Raw genomic sequence first — 18,856 nt, forward strand, 5'->3', positions numbered from 1 at the left:
TAAATTGTTAAAGAGCGTCTTCTTTTGTGATTTGCATCACTTGGAAGAGGCGGCCATTCTAGCGAGATAATCTTCAGTGTCAAACACTTTTTGAAATTTTCTCATTTTGCTTTCAAGCCTTGTTAACACTGCTTGGTAGCTCGTAAGCCACTGCTGCGTCAACGAGGAGGGATTATAGAGATCGCGCTCACGTTGGCAAGTAATATTTCTGAAATAATGCAAAAAATAGCATTAATCGATAGTTTTTCATCCAAACGCTTATTTTCGCACTTTTACCCAGATCTAGTTTACATCTTATCCCCAATGTTATTCACAATCCTCTTAGAATACCTTTTTCTTCAGACATAAAAAAAGCTGCTTACGCAGCTTTTTATTCGGATATTTACTTTTAGATTCCCGAGCCGTATTGCTCACCATCGTCTTCATGGAGGCCACATTCTCTTTTCAAACCAAAGAATCGAGTTTCTTCTTCATTCATTCCTGGCTCCCACTTTTTAGAAGTATGAGTATCGCCAACGGATAAATACCCTTCTTCTCTTAGTGGGTGATAAGACAATCCATGCTCTTCAAGATAGTAGTGTACATCTTTGTTTGTCCAATCAATGACAGGTAAGAATTTGAACACGCCATTCTGAAGCGAGAGAATAGGAAGGTTCGCTCGGCTCGCCGACTGCTCTCTTCTTAAACCCGAGAACCAGGTACCCACTTCAAGTTCATCCAATGCTCTGCGCATCGGTTCGACCTTATTAAGTTTATTATACTTCTCGATTCCCTCTATACCTTGCTCCCATAGTTTCCCATAACGAGCTTCCTGCCAATTAGGGCTACTTTGAGAGCGATACACTTTAAGGTTTAGAGTCAGTTTCTCACTTAACTGGTCTATAAACTGATACGTTTCATTAAACAGGTAGCCCGTATCTGTCAGTATGACCGGAATATCAGGTTCTACTTGTGTTACTAAATGCAGCATCACTGCAGCTTGAATACCAAAACTTGAAGAGACCGCATGCGTTCCCTCTAAGTTATTCAATGCCCATTTAACTCTTTGCTGCGCAGTTAGCTGTTCTAGCTCTGCATTAATTTCAGCAAGACGGAGGATTTGCTCCGTCTTAGTTAATGAGAGCAGATCTGCTAACTTCAGTTTTGAAGCTACAGAATCAAGCATGTAAATCCCTCTTTGATACGATGACTTCGTCGATGATTCCAGCACGGATGGTAAAGTCACCAAAACCTTCATTCGGCTCACGCTCATTTGCCCATCGCTCTACTAGTTGATCGATCTCTTCTAGTATTTGCTTATCAGTAATATTCTCTTTATACATTTTAGGTATTCGCGTACCTGCACGGTTACCACCTAAATGCAGGTTATAGCGGTTTGGTGCTTTTCCAACAAGCCCAATTTCAGCCAACATTGCGCGACCACATCCATTCGGACAGCCTGTTACTCGCAAGATGATGTTCTCTTCTTTATCTAGCTTATGCTTTTCTAAAATGCTCTCTACATCAGTCACAAACTGTGGCAAGAATCTTTCAGCCTCTGCCATTGCAAGTGGACACGTAGGGAAAGCCACACAGGCCATGGAGTTTTTACGCTGCTCACTGACAGAATCATCCATTAACCCATGCGCACGGGCAATTTTCTCTATCTTAGCTTTCTCTTTCGCTGGAACACCCGCAACAATCAAGTTCTGGTTGGCTGTCATGCGGAAGTCACCTTTGTGTACTTTCGCGATTTCAGCAACACCTGTTTTAAGAGGCTTGCCTGGGAAATCTAACAAACGGCCATTCTCTATAAATAGAGCAAGGTGATGTTTGCCATCAATACCTTCAGCCCAACCAATGCGATCGCCTCGGCCTGTAAATTCATAAGCTCGACTTTCTTCAAAAGCAATGCCAGCGCGTTTTTCTACTTCCGCTTTGAAAACGTCGATACCTACTCTATCAAGCGTATATTTCGTTTTCGCATTCTTACGGTTTGAGCGGTTACCCCAATCACGCTGAGTCGTGACGACTGCCGCTGCGACATCTAGTGTTTTCTCTAGTGGAACAAATCCAAAGTCATCGGCTTTACGAGCATAAGTCGATGTATCACCGTGTGTCATGGCTAGACCACCACCAACAAGGACATTAAATCCTACTAACTTACCGTTGTCTGCAATCGCAACAAAGTTCAAGTCATTGGCATGTACATCGACATCATTTTGCGGTGGAATGACAACCGTTGTTTTAAACTTACGGGGAAGGTAATGATTCCCCAAAATCGGTTCTTCTGTTGTCTCGACTTTTTCACCGTCTAACCAAATTTCAGCATACGCTTTTGTTTTAGGCAGAAGATGCTCACTGATCTTCTTCGCCCATTCATACGCTTCTTGGTGCAGTTCTGATTCAACTGGGTTGGTTGTACAAAGTACGTTTCGGTTCACGTCGCCCGCTGTCGCAATTGAATCAATGCCGATGCTATTTAGCGTTTGATGCATAAGCTTGATATTTGGCTTTAATACACCGTGGAATTGGAACGTTTGACGAGTCGTAAGACGTAAGCTTCCGTAACTGGTGTTTTCTGTCGCAAACTTGTCTATCGCGAGCCACTGTTTTGGTGAAATGATGCCGCCCGGCATACGCGCGCGCAACATGACATTATGCAAAGGCTCTAGCTTTTGCTTTGCACGTTCATTTCGAATATCACGATCGTCTTGTTGGTACATACCGTGGAAACGGATCAGCTGGAAGTTATCAGCGGTAAAGCCACCCGTAATTCGGTCTTGAAGGTCATTTTCAATCGTGCCACGTAAGAAATTACTTTCACGCTTTAAACGTTCATTGTCTGCGAATGGACCAAGCACTTGACCCAATACTTCTTGTTCTTGCTTGCTCATTAGTACACATCCCTTTGGTAACGTTTTTCTTTGCGTAGCGTGTTAATAAATTCCTCTGCGTCATCACGTGACATTTTACCTTGCTGCTCTGCCACTTCGATCAGCGCTTCATGGACATCTTTCGCCATACGAGTCGCATCACCACACACATAGATATACGCGCCATCTTGCAACCATTGCCATACTTGCTCTGCTTGCTCTAACACTCGGTGTTGAACGTAGACTTTCTCGTGTTGGTCGCGGCTAAAGGCAACATCGAGTTGAGTCAGGAGGCCTGATTTCAAATATCTCTGCCACTCGACTTGGTATAGGAAGTCTTGCGTAAAGGTACGATCGCCAAAGAACAACCAGTTTTTACCTTCCGCATCACGATTATCTCGCTCTTGGATGAAACTACGGAAAGGGGCAATACCCGTCCCTGGACCAATCATAATCACAGGCGCGTTATCATCTTGAGGAAGTTTGAAGTTGTTATTGTTTTCGATAAACACCTTCACTTCACCGCCTTCTTCCAGGCGTTGTGCCAAGAAGCTAGATGCGCCACCGAGACGAGACTGATCACCTTTTTGGTATTCAACAAGTCCAACCGTTAAGTGAACTTCTTCATCTACTTCGCTTTGGCTTGATGCAATGGAATACAATCGTGGCGTTAAACGGCGAAGTAAACCAATCAAGTCATCAGCCGACAGCTTTGTTTTCTTCTCTGCCAGTACATCAACAACTTGTGTGTCACCCGCGTAGTGGCGAAGTTTGTCTTTATCTTCCACCAACTTTTGTAACTTTTTACTGCCCGATAGCTCCGCGAACTTAGTGACGAATTGTGGATTTGATGCAGTGATTTCGAACTTGCTTACTAGGGCACTGTGAATCGATAAGCTCTCACCATCAACTTCAACACTTTCAACGCCTGACAAGCCAACCTTCGCTAAAATTTCATTGGCAAGATCTGAGCTGTTTTCATACCAAACACCAAGTGCATCACCCGCCTGGTAAGTGATCCCTGACTCTTCAAGATCGATTTCGATATGGCGAACGTCTTTACCAGAATCACGACCAGTGATTTTCTGACTGGTAAGTAAGCTCGCTGTATAAGGATTTTGCTTTGTATACTGCGAATGAGATGACGCTTGGCCAACAGGAAGTTGAACCACTTCAGCTTCGTTACCAGAAGACAGATCTTCTTGAAGGATGTCGAGCGCTTTAACGCGCCACTCTTTCGCTTCCGCTTCATAATCGACATCACAATCGATGCGATCAATGAAAGACGTCGCGCCTAGTTTTGATAGGTAAGCATCAAAATCTTTGCCCGTTTGACAGAAGAACTCATAGCTTGAATCACCAAGACCAATAACCGCATATTTTAAATTAGGTAGCTTAGGTGCTTTCTTAGATTGTAAGAACTCATGCAGCTCAATGGCATTATCAGGTGCTTCACCTTCTCCATTGGTCGACGCGACAAAAATCACGTGCGTCTCTTTTGCTAAACTCTTACCTTTATAATCACTGGCATCAACAAGCTGAGCTTCAACGCCTAGTTGCTTAGCTTCATGCTCTAGCGCTTCCGCCACCCCTTTAGCGTTACCTGTTTGAGAAGCAAAAATAATGGTCAACTTGCCTGCAGGTTTTGAAGCAACAGCCGCTGCAGCTTGTTCAATTGGTGCTGAAGCAGCAGTGCTCTGAGACTGACTTAGTCCCCAGAAGTAGCCACTCACCCATGCGAGTTGATTGGGTGATAATTCAGAAACTGTTTGTTGAAGTTGTCCAATTTGCTGCTGATTAATAGGCGCAGTAAATGCAGCCTGATCATTTGCTGAAGTGTTTCCAGTTGACACTTCTTGTTGAGAGGACTCTTTCTTATTTAAAGACATGGTCACGACATCCCTATTCATTGCGTGTCGATAGATTAACCACTCTTGCTAATAACAAGAAAGAATAGATAAGTATGTTTTATAACTTTTTGTAAGGTAGAAAGGGAGAGTGCTTTAGTTGGGTTCTATTCGTACCTGCGAGAAACCAACCGCCATTGCAGACTTAGAGGCGAGATCCAGATCCATGTAGTGACATTCACCTCCGTGAGAATCCGTGAGCAAAACGAACCCTCCGCGCGCATGACGAAACTCCACCACCCAACTCCCTTCTTGCACTGAAGGTTCAATGATCGCTTCAACCAATTTGTCTTCACGGTATAAACTTCTCAGCTCAGTTATCGTCATATCATCACGCACCAGTATTGAGTGAATAATTACAGTCACCTAATAAGCATGGACGATTCTGCTCAATCTGCTAATAAATAGCCCTTCTATATAACGACTAGATATAAAAAACGCCACTTAATAAAGTGGCGTTATTAAAATAAGGATGAAGATCACTAAAAGTTAAGCTCTGCACCAAGGAAGAAGCCATTCACAAACACAAAGCCCTTGTGATCAGGCACATCAACATCAAACTTTTCCGATTCTATATCGATGACACGGTAACCCGCTTTTAATGCAACTTCTCCAGTACGAACAGGTATGCGATACTGCATACCTGCAACTAAATCTGTTGTCTTTAAGCCCTTACTGTCACCAAAGTCAATTTGACCAATAACATCAAAATTGGTATTCGGAACATTGATAGTAGCTTTGCCATACCAGTTCCAGGTTAACTCATCAAAAGAACTCATACTGCCAGCTTGAGATCCAATCGGCGCCACATACTTACTGTTTGAAAACTGACTAAACGCTATGCCGGCATCAAAATCCATCAACTCGTGATCAAGAAGCGTGTAATAGAAGGTATAGTCATATTTATCAAACGCCACGAACTCAGCATCGAGCGCTGTATAACGGAAACTCACATTAGGTAGGTACGGCAACTCATGCTCAAGTGCTAAAAAAAGGCTCGGAAGTGTGTCATCGTCTTTACGAACCTCATTCACCTTCGTGCTACCCCACCACATATCAGCGCCGAGAGTAATATTATAAGGCGACTGCGCCGCCGCTGAAGATGAGCCTACAAGCAATAAAAAACCTAACCCCAATCCCCGAATATTCATCCTATGTAATCCCTAAATAAATGATGCAGCATTGCTTTCTTTGATAGTTACCGAGGATGATAGCACAATACATTTTGAATTTTTGCTAATTAAGAGTTAGCGCGGGCTATAAACGTAGTTCTTGAAAAACCACACGCCAATAGCAATCGCAATTAGCCATGGAATCAACTTAAATACAACACCAACCATACCCAGTACCGCTAATACTAGAAATGAAAGAACTGTCGCAGCAAAAAGCGTCATAAATGTAATGCCAGTAACGAGCAATGTTGCCACAAAAACCAATACAAAAATCAACTCAAACATATTCTATATCTCCCGATGAAAACCAATGTCCTATGAATAAGTACTTAGCAGATATCAGGCCAAGTTTATTTTTGTTTAAATTTCAAATAAATAAAACAAAAAGAGGGGATAACCATTCTATGATCATCCCCTCCTAACACTCATCTGGCAAATTTCGCCATCTCTATGAGTAAATTTTACACATTCAATTCTTTCGGGATTTTAGCTAATGCTGCTTCGACCACTTCAATACCCGAACCAGGCTTATGCGCATTCTCACTAATATATCGGCGCCACTGACGCCCACCAGGCATACCTTGATACAACCCAAGCATATGGCGAGTGATATGACCTAGTTTAGAACCATTCGACAATTGCTTATCTATATAAGGAAGCATCAACTCTACCGCTTCGCTGCGCTTCATCACTGGCTTATCGAGCCCGAACACCTGTTGATCAACCTCCGCTAAAAAATACGGATTTTGATACGCTTCACGCCCAACCATCACACCATCCAAGTGCTTCAAATGCGTCAATGTTTCATCTAAGGTTTTCACACCACCATTCACCGCGATAGACAAATGCGAGAAGTCTTTTTTGATTTGATACGCTCTGTCGTAATCAAGCGGAGGGATCTCGCGGTTTTCTTTCGGGCTCAAACCACTTAACCAAGCCTTGCGCGCGTGAATAGTAAACTGCTCACAGTCTGCTTTTTCTGACACTATCGAAATAAAGTTGGTGAGAAACTCATAAGAGTCTTGGTCATCGATACCAATGCGTGTCTTCACCGTAACCGGAATATCAACAACATCATTCATAGCTGAAACACAATCGGCCACCAACTGCGGTTCCGCCATCAAACACGCACCGAATCGACCGTTTTGAACTCGATCGGATGGACACCCTACATTGAGGTTAATCTCATCATAACCTCGCTCTTGCGCTAATTTTGCACATGTTGCCAAATCAACAGGGTTAGAGCCCCCCAATTGAAGGGCAACAGGGTGCTCTTGTTCGTTGTATTCTAAAAAATCACCTTTACCATGGATAATTGCACCCGTGGTGATCATTTCTGTATAAAGCAAGGTTTGACTCGTTAGCAGTCGGTGAAAGTAGCGACAATGGCGGTCTGTCCAATCGAGCATAGGCGCAATCGAAAATCGGGAATGGTAGAAATGAGGGTTTACCACCAGCGCTTCATTTACGTCTGTTGTTTTTTGAGTTGCTTCAGTTTGCATTATTACGCCCTATTTACCCGAAATTCAGCCATTGATTACTAGTAGAAGATCTAACTAATACTTGTTAGTGATTGACTAGATCCTCTTTAAATTTGAGGCGAGGATTCTACACTAAAGATAGCATTAGCCCCAAACCAAAAAAACAGCCGTCATGGCTGAGACATTCCAACTAGTAGATAACCATTGTAATCATCTATTTTAGCTTAATATTTCAAACCAAAGAGAAATTCAGCTAAGGACGAATCTATAATAGAAAATAAGAACCAAGAAGATGTGGAACAAGATCCCCCTAAGAATTGAACTTAATTCACAACACTTAGCACTGCACTATCGAGTAGAAAGTTCAAGCTATCGCTTAACCTGTATTTGCGGTAACTTATAGCCTCTAGTGGAAGTGTTATGGTTTTAGTCATAGCTAGGTTGAAATAAATAGTTATGTCAGTAAACGATATTTAGACAAAATTGGTATATTATTAATTATGTCCAATGTTTATGGTGATTGAGTTGGACCAAAATCTCGTACAGCAAATAGAAGAAATATGTAACTCACGCGGAGTGAGGTTAACTCCTCAACGAAAAAGAGTTTTTGAACTGATCTGTGCAAGTAAAAAAGCCTCTTCAGCTTATGAGCTTCTTGAGGATCTTAAAGAAACGGAACCTCAGGCAAAGCCGCCTACAGTGTATCGAGCACTAGACTTTCTTCTTGAGCAGGGTTTCATTCATAAAGTTGAATCGACCAACAGTTTCATTTCATGTTGCTCATGTAATGCAGATAAACATCATTCTCATTTATTGATTTGTGACAGTTGCAGTAACGTTATTGAGCTACAAGATGATAACCTTGTTAGCTTGTTGGCTAAGAACGCAGAGAAACATGGCTTTAAGATATCGAATCATGTGATTGAATCTCATGGCATTTGCCAAACATGTTCCTCAAATGTAGAAAATAAGATATAGAAGAAGGTTATGCGCGCTGAATTTGTAAACCCGTTTTTAGCATCGTTGATGAATGTTTTGAAAACGATGGCTTCACTAGAGTTGAAGCCTCAAAAGCCTAGAGTAAAGAAAGACGAAATTGCTCGCGGCGATGTGTCTGGTTTAATCGGAATGGTAGGAGACAAAAGCCGAGGCTCAATGTCTATTACGTTCGATGAAGCTCTTGCTCTTGAGATCATGCAGAATATGCTGGGTGAAAGACCCAATGGAATTAATGAAGAAGTCACCGACATGGTGGGTGAAATCACCAATATGGTCACGGGTGGTGCAAAACGAATTCTTGCCGAAAGTGGCTTCGATTTCGATATGGCGACGCCTATTGTCGTGGCTGGTAAAGGTCACACCATTCGCCACAAGTGCGAAGGGGCAATCATTATTATGCCTTTCACCTCGCAATGGGGTAACGCCTTCATTGAGATCTGTTTCGAATAACTACAGAAGCAATCACTAAGAATCTAAGAGGCTGACGTACATACGTCAGCCTTTTTATTATCTGCCGTTCTAAAGACATAAAAAAACGCCAACCTCTCGATTGGCGTTTTTTACTGTGTACGACTCAAACAATCTTAGGCTTTAAGCGCTTTAAATGCGTTGATCAGACCGTTCGTTGAGCTGTCGTGCGACGTTACATCTGCATCGTCAGCAAGCTCAGGTAGAATTTGATTCGCTAGTTGCTTACCAAGCTCTACACCCCATTGGTCGAAGCTGAAGATATTCCAGATAACACCTTGAACAAAGATCTTGTGCTCGTACATCGCGATGAGGTTACCTAAAGAACGAGGCGTGATTTGCTTAACAAGAATAGAGTTCGTTGGGCGGTTACCTTCAAACACTTTGAAAGGTACGAGTTCTGCCACTTCTTCCGCTGATTTTCCTGCTGCTAGGAATTCAGCTTCTACTGTCTCTTTTGTCTTACCGAATGCTAGAGCTTCAGTTTGAGCAAAGAAGTTAGACATTAGCTTCTGGTGGTGGTCAGATGCAGGGTTGTGGCTGATTGCAGCCGCAATGAAGTCTGATGGGATCAGCTTAGTGCCTTGGTGAATCAGTTGGTAGAAAGCGTGTTGTCCGTTTGTACCTGGCTCACCCCAGATGATAGGGCCCGTTTGGTACTCGACTGGGTTACCTTCACGGTCTACAAATTTACCGTTTGATTCCATGTTACCTTGCTGGAAGTAAGCAGCAAAACGGTGCATGTACTGATCGTAAGGCAGGATAGCTTCTGACTCAGCACCGTGGAAGTTGTTGTACCAAATGCCGATAAGCGCAAGGATCACAGGGATGTTGCTTTCAAACTCAGTTGAAGCAAAGTGGTTATCCATCTCGTGTGCGCCATCTAGTAGCTCTACGAAGTTATCGAAGCCAACAGATAATGAGATAGAAAGACCAATCGCTGACCATAGCGAGTAACGACCACCCACCCAATCCCAGAACTCAAACATATTGTCGGTATCAATACCAAACTCAGCCACTGAAGCCGCGTTAGTTGATAGTGCTGCAAAGTGCTTAGCAACGTGCGCAGAGTCACCCGCTTCAGCCAAGAACCAATCACGCGCAGAGTGTGCGTTCGTCATTGTTTCTTGAGTGGTGAAAGTTTTAGATGCAACGAGGAACAACGTTGTTTCTGGATTTAGAGGCTTAAGAGTCTCAACAATGTGAGTGCCATCAACGTTAGAAACGAAATGCATGTTTAGGCGAGTTTTGTACGGCGTTAGTGCTTCAGTCACCATGTACGGGCCAAGGTCTGAGCCACCGATTCCGATGTTTACCACATCAGTGATTTCTTTGCCTGTATAACCTTTCCACTCACCAGAAACGATGCGGTGCGTAAACAGTTCCATTTTTGCAAGTACTGCATTAACAGCTGGCATTACGTCTTTGCCATCAACCAATACAGGATTATCGCTACGATTACGTAGAGCTGTATGAAGAACTGAACGACCTTCAGTTTTGTTGATTGCATCACCGCTGAACATCGCTTCGATTGCAGACTTCACTTCAGTCTCATTTGCAAGTGCAAATAGGTGCTGCATAGTATCAGCGTCGATAAGGTTCTTAGAGTAATCCACTAGGATGTCAGAACCGAAACGAGTGGAGAAGCTCTCGAAACGCCTTGCATCTTGAGCAAAAAGCGCTTTCATGTCCATATCTTGAGCTGACTCAAAATGTGCCGTTAGAGCTTTCCACGCTTGTGTTTGTGTTGGGTTGATATTTTTCAACATGGTGTCAATTCCGATGTTACAGGAGGTTTAATTCTATCCAATCGACTCTTACTATTATTGGTGTAAAAGAGAAAATAGAATCCCCGGTTAGCAAAATAAAAATGTTATTCAATCAGTCACTTTGAAAAACGTTGTAATAAATTTTCAGGCCTAGATTATGACCTAGCCTGATTACCCCGACATTGAAGTATGTCACGTTAACAGCTTAGGATAAAATAATCCTTGTTTGCTTAAGCTCGATGGCTGATAGCCATGACTTTAAAGCCTTAAAATTCGCTATAGGACAGACTATGTGGTTTCAGAAAAACATTCAACTCTCAGCAAGAGAACGTGGCTTTCATCTCATAACTGATGAAATTGAACAACAAATTCCTGAATTGTCATCATTTTCAATTGGGGTTTTACATCTATTCATTCAGCATACCTCTGCTAGCCTAACGATAAATGAAAATGCAGACCCAACGGTTAGGCTTGACATGGAAGCCCATTTCAATCGTTTCGTTCCTCAAAACGCGCCTTACTATCAACATACTTATGAGGGAGAAGACGATATGCCGGCCCATATAAAGTCATCTTCTATCGGGCATAGTGTGTCCATACCTATAAGTGAAGGGAGACTTGCGATGGGAATGTGGCAAGGAATTTATTTGGGAGAACATAGGAATAGAGCAAGCGGAAGACTCATTATTGCGACCGTTCAAGGTGAATAACATTGAGATGAACCATGTTGCTTCTTACAAAGGAAGCAACATGACTCAATGAATTAGAATGGCTGGTTTATCATGACTCGAAACAGGCTTTCTTCTGTTCCTCTTGCTAACTCAGCTCGAACCACAATACCTTCCACTTGAAATCGAACGGCGCCACCGACACTCCACTGCATATCGGTATGCAGTGTCTTAAGGTCATACTCTTCAGCGACACGCCCAACGTCAACGAATGCGACCCATTGCCACCAAGGTAAATCGTAGTAATTAATGACAGGAATATCACCCAACGGCTGCCATTCTGGGATCATTCTATACTCAGCAGAGTAATGGATCGCTGAGCGCCCATGATAACGGCCGCCAGTATAACTTCGTAGTCGATACAATCCACCAAGGCGAATCTGCTCATGCTCTGGTGGTCGAACACAGGTTTGTGAATCATTACATCGATTCCAACTTGGTGTATCGGCAGTATAAAAGTCTAGCGCCAAAACCTGCTGCTCAAACACACTGCCTAATGAGCCCAATGAAAAGTAATGACTGTTTTGGAATTCAATTTGATTCCATATTTCACTGTCTACCCAGTCATCAGAGCCCATCGTAAACGTCAGTTCAGAATGAGAGCCCTTGGTAGGATTACGAGTACTATCTCGATTATCCCAATCAAGGATAAGCCGCAGCCCTTTTGCCACATCTTTATCGATGAAATTATCAGTGATCTTCCGAGAGGTATAGAAAGGAACAAACGATATAGAAGTGACGCCAGAATCCATTGGGCTCGCAAAGGAAACATCTCGCTGGGGTTTGAACATCCCCATGTAACCTTCGTCTTTTACTGTGCCCCATGGCAATAGAAACTTGAATTCAAACTGGTAGTTTTCTTCAAACCCATCAACAATGGTTTTGTTTTGAAGATCAGAATCGTTATCGCCTTGATCACCAAGATAATACGGTGCTTGATTCAGTTTGGCTTGATAAAGCTGGGTACTAACTAGTAGGTTTTCAGATAAAGCGTAATTAAACGCAGATAAAAAACCGATGTAACTGTCTTTATCGGAATAGAGCCCCATACCAAAAAGAGCGGCTTGAGGCTGACCAACCCCCTTAGCGACTCCCGCAACACCCAGACTCAACCCAAGTGTTTCACTGCCAAAAAAGAAAGGGACAAACGCTGAGTCTTTCTCTTTTGTCAGCGCCGTACTAGCAAAGAGTACAAAGGTGGCAACAAGTACACCTTGGATCCATCGAGACATCAGCGCTACTTCTTATATTCCATGACTACACGGGAGGTCAATTTCGTCACTAGCTCATAGGCTATCGTCCCGATATGATCGGCGACTTCTTCGGAAGCTAACTCACTCCCCCAAAGAATCGCAACATCACCCACCTTGTCTGTGGTATCCGCGCCAAGGTCCACGGTTAACATATCCATAGATACTCGGCCTGCAATGGGTACTTTTCGGCCATTAACCCAAACCGGTGTACCGTTAGGAGCCATTCGTGGGTATCCGTCACCATACCCTATCGCTATTACACCTATCTTAGTATCTTTCTCGCACAACCATGCGCTACCGTAACCAACGCTTTCACCCGCTTTGACTTCGCGTACTGCAATAATAGGTGACTTCAACGTCATGACCGGTTTAAAACCCATCTGTGTCGCTGTTTTATCAGCAAAAGGAGAGACGCCATACATAATGATGCCAGGTCTCACCCAATCTAATTGCGTCGACTCCCATGCTAGCAATCCAGCTGACGCCGCGAGCGAGCGCTCACCTTCGCAGGAATCTGTGAGTGAGAGAAACAGATCGAGCTGCTCTTGAGTATCTGGGCGTGACAACTCATCAGCGCAGCCGAAATGGCTCATATAACGAAGCGGCTTTGCGACATTAGTGCAAGCCAGTAAACGGGCTTCGATCGCTTTAAAGTGCTCTGGTCTTACGCCCAAACGATGCATACCACTGTCGACTTTGAGCCAAACCACGACCGGAGCATCAAGTTCTGCTTGCTCTAATGCAATTAATTGCTCTTCGCAATGGACGGCAGTTTGAATGTCATTTTGAACCAGTGTCGGTAGATCGCCTGATGAGTAGAAACCTTCAAGCAATAGAATGGGTTTCGTTATACCAATGGCTCGTAATTGAAGAGACTCCTCAATTCTCGCCACACCAAAAGCATCGGCAGCTTGTGCCGCTTTCGCTATTTGGCAAAGCCCGTGACCATACCCATTGGCTTTAACTACCGCCATGACTTTGCTGTTGGAAGCCTGAGCTTTTACATACTCCAAGTTATGCGCTAAAGCCGCTAAATCAATACACGCCGTCGCTGCATTCATATAAGACATGTTGTTATTCGTCGTCAAAAGCTGGTCCCGCATAGTTGTCAAAGCGAGAATACTGGCCTTGGAATGTAAGACGAACGGAGCCGATAGGACCGTTACGTTGCTTACCTAGTATGATTTCCGCAATCCCTTTCAGCGAGCTATCAGGGTTATACACTTCATCGCGGTAGATAAACATAATCAAGTCAGCATCTTGCTCAATCGCTCCGGATTCACGCAAATCTGAGTTAATTGGGCGCTTATCCGCTCGTTGCTCTAGGGAGCGGTTAAGCTGAGAGAGTGCAACAACCGGAACGTTCAACTCTTTTGCGAGCGCTTTTAATGAGCGAGATATTTCAGAGATCTCTAAAGTACGGTTATCTTGCAAGCCAGGGACACGCATCAATTGAAGGTAATCGACCATGATCATACTTAAACCACCGGAGTCACGTGCAATACGACGAGCTCGTGAACGAAGTTCGGTTGGTGTTAATCCAGAGCTATCATCAATGTACATGTTCTTTTTTTGCATCAAAATCCCCATCGTAGAGGAGATTCGAGCCCAGTCTTCATCATCAAGCTGACCCGTACGGATCTTGGTTTGGTCAACTCGCGATAATGAAGCCAACATACGCATCATCAACTGTTCAGCAGGCATCTCTAGTGAGAAAATAAGCACTGGCTTATCTTGGGCCATTGCCGCATTTTCACATAGGTTCATCGCGAACGTGGTTTTACCCATCGAAGGACGCGCTGCGACGATGATCAGATCTGATCCCTGCAATCCGGCGGTTTTCTTATTCAGATCGTTGAAGCCAGTGGTCACGCCCGTCACACCATCTTGCGGTGTCTTATACAGAATCTCTATTCGTTCAAGAGTTTTCTCTAAGATGTTATCGACGTTCTGTGGGCCTTCATTTTCTGTCGTGCGCTCTTCAGCAATAGCAAAGACTTTACTTTCGGCGAGATCAAGTAAATCTTCAGAGCTGCGACCTTGAGGATCATAACCTGCATCGGCTATCTCGTTTGCAACACCAATAAGATTCCGTACTAGCGCACGTTCAGCCACTATCTCAGCGTAAGCATTAATATTGGCCGCACTCGGCGTGTTTTTGGCCAGATCGGCCAAGTAAGCGAAACCACCGACATCATCAAGCTGCTCTCTTAGTTCGAGAAACTCAGAGAGTGTGATCAAATCAAGTGGCTGGCTGTCTTCTAAAATGGCTTTAACGGCTTCGAAGATCAGTCGATGTGGACGACTATAAAAATCGTTAGCAAGTACTTTTTCAGCAACCGAATCCCAACGTTCATTATCGAGTAGCAAGCCACCGATGACAGATTGCTCAGCTTCCAATGAATGCGGGGGAACTTTAATTGCATCAACCTGTTTATCTGTGTCGATTTTTTTTCTAAAATCCTGTCTTTGGTCTGCCATCATCTTGCTCAAATTCGCTTTTCTTGCCGCCATTATAACGAGAATATCTCATTTGTAATTAGGTTAGCGGATGTTTGTAATTTAGTTCGGGATAATTAACTCATTGTTGACGAAGCACGCCAATAATCAGCATATTATTTCCCCCCATTTTTTCTTTAGAGGTTCTCTGTGCGTAAACTTGTGTTTGCAAGTATCTACTTGTTAACGACATCGCTGGCTTATGCTGAAACTGCAGATCCGAAACCATCCGATATCGATATTCCTTCTCCCTGGAAATCCGAAGTAGAATTTGGCTATCAAGCGCACACAGGTAATTCTGACTCTCAGTCACTTAACTCTCGACTCGCCGCTGAATACGTGTCGGGACGTCACCGTACGAACGCTGAGTGGAAATTTCACATGCTCTATAAAGATGGTGTAGAAGACAAACATCAGTCTAACTACCGAGCACAGAGCGACTACAAATTAAGTCCGAAAACGTATTTGTTTGGTAACTTTACTGGCTTCGAATCGCGCTACAGTGCCTATTTTAAAGATCACACAATGTCAGGTGGTTTAGGTTACCAGTTTACGAATACTGACAAGCTTTTGGTCGAAGTTGAGATAGGCCCTGGTTTTCGATATCAAGAACCCAACTTGGATGAAATCAAAGACGATGACATTATATTTCCAGATCTCGTTAAAGAAGGGATTTTTCGTGGAAACATCAATATTGACTGGAACGTCGTCAATAATTTAACGATGTCATTGGATGTTACGTCTATTTCAGGCGCGAGTAATACACGTTTGGATACGAATTTTACAGCGACCAACAACATCACCGATGATATTGCTCTTAAACTGTCTTATGCTCGCCAATATCACGATAGAGTTCCAGAAGGGTTGAGTAACGCAGATAGTATTTTTTCAGTCAACCTTTTGTTCATCTTCTAACCCTCACGACAGAACAAGCGTTAGCTCCTCCAAAAATGTTTTATTCCAGACATAAAAAAACACCGGCCTAAGCCGGTGTTTAAAATCTTCATAACGAAGAATTCGTCTAGATACTGAAATTACTCAGCAGCAACAACTTGTAGTTTAACGTTAGCGAAAACTTCAGAGTGAAGTTGAATGCTAATGTCGAACTCACCAGTGTTACGTAGAGCACCTTCAGGAAGGCGTACTTCACTCTTAGCAACTTCAACGCCAGCTGCTGTAATAGCATCAGCGATGTCACGAGTACCGATAGAACCGAATAGTTTGCCTTCGTCACCAGCTTTAGAAGCGATTACAACAGCTTCTAGAGCATTAACTTTGTCAGCATGTGCTTGAGCAGCAGTTAGCTGTTCAGCAACTTTAGCTTCTAGTTCAGCGCGACGAGTTTCAAACATTTCAACGTTAGCTTTAGTTGCCATAACTGCTTTACCCTGTGGGATAAGGAAGTTACGAGCGTAGCCAGATTTAACGTTTGCAGTATCGCCAAGAGCACCTAGGTTACCGATTTTATCAAGTAGAATAACTTGCATTATTTAATCCTCTTTCTTAATAAAACGACCGTTTACTGATGCTTATCAGTGTACGGTAGAAGAGCTAGGTAGCGCGAACGCTTGATAGCACGAGCTAGTTGACGCTGATATTTAGCGCTTGTACCAGTGATACGGCTAGGTACAATTTTACCAGCTTCAGTGATGTAGTTTTTAAGAGTTGCTACGTCTTTGTAGTCAATCTCTTGTACGCCTTCTGCAGTAAAACGGCAGAATTTACGACGACGGAAGAAACGAGCCATGGGCTATCTCCTGATCTTAAATTTGAGTAATGTTGTCGGCATGCAATCTGATTTTTCCATACCCTTTAGGCTGGTCTAATAAACGAAAAACGCTTATCTCAATATTACTGCCTTGAACTAAATTCTGAGTGATTGCTTTGACCTTTTACCAACTGACAACCATCAACAATTAACTTGTCTCGGATATCAATTCTCATCTTGGTGAAGGCACTCGGAAGTGACCGTTCCACAGGATTTGGCATAGAATGCGCTCTTAACAGAAGAACTATTAGAACCCACTCACTTGGTCAGAAGTAAATTACTCAGCAGCTGCTTCTGGCTTAGCTTCTGGACGCTCTGTACGCTCTTCACGACGAGGAGCACGCTCTGCACGCTCTTCTTTTTGCTTAAGCATAATAGATTGCTCAGTCACAGCGCCTTTAGTGCGCATGATCATGTTACGTAGAACTGCATCGTTGAAACGGAAAGCAGTTTCTAGCTCGTCAATCACTTCTTGACCAGCTTCAACGTTCATAAGAACGTAGTGAGCTTTGTGAAGCTTGTTGATTGGGTAAGCCATTTGACGACGACCCCAGTCTTCTAGACGGTGGATAGTACCGCCAGCTTCAGTGATAGAACCAGTGTAACGCTCGATCATGCCAGCAACTTGCTCGCTTTGATCAGGGTGAACCATGAATACGATTTCATAATGACGCATTTGGTTGCTCCTTACGGATTATTAGCTTCCACGAGTGGCTCGGTCGTCCAGAGGAAGCAAGGAACTAAAGATAAATGACCGAGAATTAAGGACGGCAAATAGTACAGAAAGGAAGCAGAATAGGCAAGAAAAATGTGAGTTTGACAGTGGTTTCTCATTTGGGGAGAGTCGCGAAGAAAACAAATTATGGTTTAACTACGATAAAGCCGCTCAAACAATGGATGCTTGAACGGCTTGAGTTGACTATAGAATGTGCGTGTTATTAATCGTCTTCATCCACAAACTGAGCTTGTAGGTAGTTTTCTATACCCGTCATTTCAATCAGACCAAGTTGTGTCTCTAACCAATCAACGTGTTCTTCTTCATCTTCTAAGATGTCTTGAAATAGATCACGAGAGACATAGTCTCTAATGCCTTCGGCGTATGCAATGGCGTCTTTCAAGTCAGGGATCGCTGTCATTTCAACGTTTAAATCACTTTCCAGCATTTCCTTCGCGTTTTCACCAATGTTCAGCTTCCCTAGATCCTGCAGATTAGGTAAACCTTCTAGAAATAGAATCCGTTCGACCAAATGATCAGCATGCTTCATCTCATCAATAGATTCGTGGTATTCCTTATCTGCGAGGTGCTTTAAGCCCCAGTCTTTGTACATGCGTGCGTGAAGGAAGTATTGGTTGATGGCAACAAGCTCATTGCCTAGAACTTTATTCAGGTGTTGAATGATGATTGGATCGCCTTTCATGGCAAAGCCCTCCTCTGTGGTTCTATTAAATGTAGAACCAATACGAAGAGAGTCAAAGTTTCAGGGCGATTTTTTCGCCTTAAAACGTTTTAACTGGCTTGTTTAAATTGCGTTGACAATGTTTCGTCTATGATGTCTTTTGCTGGGCGGACACATTTACCACATTGGCTGCCTAAGGCTGTGCATTTTTTTATACCGCGAATATCAGAGATCCCTTCTTCGATAACCAGCTTCTTTATTTTTTTATCGGAGACCCCGTGGCACAAACAAACGTACATACAACAACCTAAAACATTCAACACAAAGCTAAATATAAATGAGAACCGTTATTATTACCAGTTACATTAATTAATTATTTAGACAGTTTGGTTATAAGAGCTAAGGATTTTATAACAGGCATAAAAAAGGGAAGCCTAAGCTTCCCTTTTTGGTTCGATGTTTTTGCTACTGACTAATTAGTCAAAGATTTTAGCAACAACACCAGCACCTACTGTACGGCCACCTTCGCGGATTGCGAAACGTAGACCTTCATCCATTGC

Annotated in this window: 20 protein-coding genes and 2 pseudogenes; 4 read left to right on the forward strand and 18 right to left on the reverse strand. The window is 43.2% G+C overall.

The window, feature by feature from the left end:
• Positions 1 to 388: 388 nt before the first annotated feature.
• The 7 genes from BCU12_RS04625 to dusA all read right to left on the reverse strand — a co-directional run bounded on the left by BCU12_RS04625 (position 389) and on the right by dusA (position 7,436).
• On the reverse strand, positions 389 to 1,165 hold the full coding sequence (locus BCU12_RS04625; protein WP_102403194.1) for a phosphoadenylyl-sulfate reductase: 777 nt from the start codon (positions 1,163 to 1,165) through the stop codon (positions 389 to 391).
• The gene (gene cysI / locus BCU12_RS04630) at positions 1,158 to 2,876 is read right to left on the reverse strand and encodes an assimilatory sulfite reductase (NADPH) hemoprotein subunit (protein ID WP_102403195.1); all 1,719 of its coding nucleotides are present in this window, start codon (positions 2,874 to 2,876) and stop codon (positions 1,158 to 1,160) included. The genes BCU12_RS04625 and cysI overlap by 8 nt, the downstream gene beginning before the upstream one ends.
• Positions 2,876 to 4,765, reverse strand: a complete 1,890-nt coding sequence (locus tag BCU12_RS04635) for an assimilatory sulfite reductase (NADPH) flavoprotein subunit (protein WP_198599252.1) — start codon at positions 4,763 to 4,765, stop codon at positions 2,876 to 2,878. Before BCU12_RS04635 ends, cysI begins: the two co-directional genes overlap by 1 nt.
• A gap of 93 nt (positions 4,766 to 4,858) precedes the next feature.
• Entirely contained in the window at positions 4,859 to 5,089 is a 231-nt protein-coding gene (locus BCU12_RS04640; RefSeq protein WP_102403208.1) for a hypothetical protein, read from the reverse strand.
• Positions 5,090 to 5,244: 155 nt separating this feature from the next.
• Positions 5,245 to 5,913, reverse strand: a complete 669-nt coding sequence (locus tag BCU12_RS04645) for a TIGR04219 family outer membrane beta-barrel protein (RefSeq protein WP_102403197.1) — start codon at positions 5,911 to 5,913, stop codon at positions 5,245 to 5,247.
• 96 nt (positions 5,914 to 6,009) lie between these two features.
• Positions 6,010 to 6,219, reverse strand: coding sequence for an envelope stress response protein PspG (gene pspG, locus BCU12_RS04650; protein ID WP_102403198.1), 210 nt, complete (start codon positions 6,217 to 6,219; stop codon positions 6,010 to 6,012).
• 176 nt (positions 6,220 to 6,395) lie between these two features.
• Positions 6,396 to 7,436 carry a tRNA dihydrouridine(20/20a) synthase DusA gene (gene dusA, locus BCU12_RS04655; RefSeq protein ID WP_277871253.1) on the reverse strand — a complete coding sequence of 347 codons (1,041 nt, stop codon included), beginning with the start codon at positions 7,434 to 7,436 and terminating at the stop codon, positions 6,396 to 6,398.
• Between the two features lie 492 nt (positions 7,437 to 7,928).
• On the opposite strand from dusA, the gene zur reads away from it, so the two are divergent.
• Positions 7,929 to 8,393: a zinc uptake transcriptional repressor Zur gene (gene zur / locus BCU12_RS04660; RefSeq protein WP_198599253.1), complete on the forward strand. Its 465-nt coding sequence runs from the start codon at positions 7,929 to 7,931 to the stop codon at positions 8,391 to 8,393.
• 9 nt (positions 8,394 to 8,402) lie between these two features.
• A complete protein-coding gene (locus tag BCU12_RS04665; protein WP_102403200.1) occupies positions 8,403 to 8,864 on the forward strand; it encodes a chemotaxis protein CheX in 462 nt (153 codons plus the stop codon).
• Positions 8,865 to 8,998: 134 nt separating this feature from the next.
• On the opposite strand, the gene pgi is transcribed toward BCU12_RS04665, so the two are convergent.
• Positions 8,999 to 10,651 carry a glucose-6-phosphate isomerase gene (pgi, locus tag BCU12_RS04670; RefSeq protein ID WP_102403201.1) on the reverse strand — a complete coding sequence of 551 codons (1,653 nt, stop codon included), beginning with the start codon at positions 10,649 to 10,651 and terminating at the stop codon, positions 8,999 to 9,001.
• A gap of 290 nt (positions 10,652 to 10,941) precedes the next feature.
• Between pgi and BCU12_RS04675 the strand changes: the two genes are divergently transcribed.
• Positions 10,942 to 11,361 (forward strand): secondary thiamine-phosphate synthase enzyme YjbQ, encoded by a 420-nt coding sequence (locus tag BCU12_RS04675; protein ID WP_102403210.1) that lies wholly within the window; start codon positions 10,942 to 10,944, stop codon positions 11,359 to 11,361.
• Positions 11,362 to 11,414: 53 nt separating this feature from the next.
• Here BCU12_RS04675 and BCU12_RS04680 read toward each other — a convergent pair whose 3' ends face one another.
• From BCU12_RS04680 to BCU12_RS04690, 3 genes are read right to left on the reverse strand one after another with little or no spacing between them, the layout of a single operon-like run.
• Positions 11,415 to 12,611 carry a BamA/TamA family outer membrane protein gene (locus tag BCU12_RS04680; RefSeq protein WP_102403202.1) on the reverse strand — a complete coding sequence of 399 codons (1,197 nt, stop codon included), beginning with the start codon at positions 12,609 to 12,611 and terminating at the stop codon, positions 11,415 to 11,417.
• Between the two features lie 5 nt (positions 12,612 to 12,616).
• Positions 12,617 to 13,735 (reverse strand): alanine racemase, encoded by a 1,119-nt coding sequence (gene alr / locus BCU12_RS04685; protein ID WP_198599254.1) that lies wholly within the window; start codon positions 13,733 to 13,735, stop codon positions 12,617 to 12,619.
• On the reverse strand, positions 13,707 to 15,113 hold the full coding sequence (locus tag BCU12_RS04690) for a replicative DNA helicase (protein WP_102403211.1): 1,407 nt from the start codon (positions 15,111 to 15,113) through the stop codon (positions 13,707 to 13,709). The genes alr and BCU12_RS04690 overlap by 29 nt, the downstream gene beginning before the upstream one ends.
• 192 nt (positions 15,114 to 15,305) lie before the next feature.
• On the opposite strand from BCU12_RS04690, the gene BCU12_RS04695 reads away from it, so the two are divergent.
• The gene (locus BCU12_RS04695; protein WP_241909748.1) at positions 15,306 to 16,046 is read left to right on the forward strand and encodes a DUF481 domain-containing protein; all 741 of its coding nucleotides are present in this window, start codon (positions 15,306 to 15,308) and stop codon (positions 16,044 to 16,046) included.
• A gap of 119 nt (positions 16,047 to 16,165) precedes the next feature.
• On the opposite strand, the gene rplI is transcribed toward BCU12_RS04695, so the two are convergent.
• From rplI to BCU12_RS04725, 7 genes and pseudogenes are all read right to left on the reverse strand, one after another.
• Positions 16,166 to 16,618, reverse strand: a complete 453-nt coding sequence (rplI, locus tag BCU12_RS04700; RefSeq protein WP_102403204.1) for a 50S ribosomal protein L9 — start codon at positions 16,616 to 16,618, stop codon at positions 16,166 to 16,168.
• A 32-nt stretch (positions 16,619 to 16,650) separates the two neighbouring features.
• Complete coding sequence (rpsR, locus tag BCU12_RS04705) at positions 16,651 to 16,878, reverse strand: 30S ribosomal protein S18 (protein WP_000090472.1); 228 nt, start codon at positions 16,876 to 16,878, stop codon at positions 16,651 to 16,653.
• Between the two features lie 16 nt (positions 16,879 to 16,894).
• Positions 16,895 to 17,061: pseudogene (locus BCU12_RS23585) on the reverse strand (primosomal replication protein N); the annotation flags it as partial.
• Positions 17,062 to 17,176: 115 nt separating this feature from the next.
• On the reverse strand, positions 17,177 to 17,575 hold the full coding sequence (rpsF, locus tag BCU12_RS04710) for a 30S ribosomal protein S6 (protein ID WP_102403205.1): 399 nt from the start codon (positions 17,573 to 17,575) through the stop codon (positions 17,177 to 17,179).
• Positions 17,576 to 17,837: 262 nt separating this feature from the next.
• Positions 17,838 to 18,317 (reverse strand): bacterioferritin, encoded by a 480-nt coding sequence (bfr, locus tag BCU12_RS04715; RefSeq protein ID WP_102403206.1) that lies wholly within the window; start codon positions 18,315 to 18,317, stop codon positions 17,838 to 17,840.
• A gap of 89 nt (positions 18,318 to 18,406) precedes the next feature.
• On the reverse strand, positions 18,407 to 18,595 hold the full coding sequence (locus tag BCU12_RS04720; RefSeq protein WP_102403207.1) for a (2Fe-2S)-binding protein: 189 nt from the start codon (positions 18,593 to 18,595) through the stop codon (positions 18,407 to 18,409).
• Positions 18,596 to 18,772: 177 nt separating this feature from the next.
• A pseudogene (locus BCU12_RS04725) lies at positions 18,773 to 18,856 on the reverse strand (elongation factor Tu); the annotation flags it as partial.

The sequence above is a fragment of the Vibrio sp. 10N.261.55.A7 genome (assembly GCF_002877365.1).
Classification (GTDB): domain Bacteria; phylum Pseudomonadota; class Gammaproteobacteria; order Enterobacterales; family Vibrionaceae; genus Vibrio.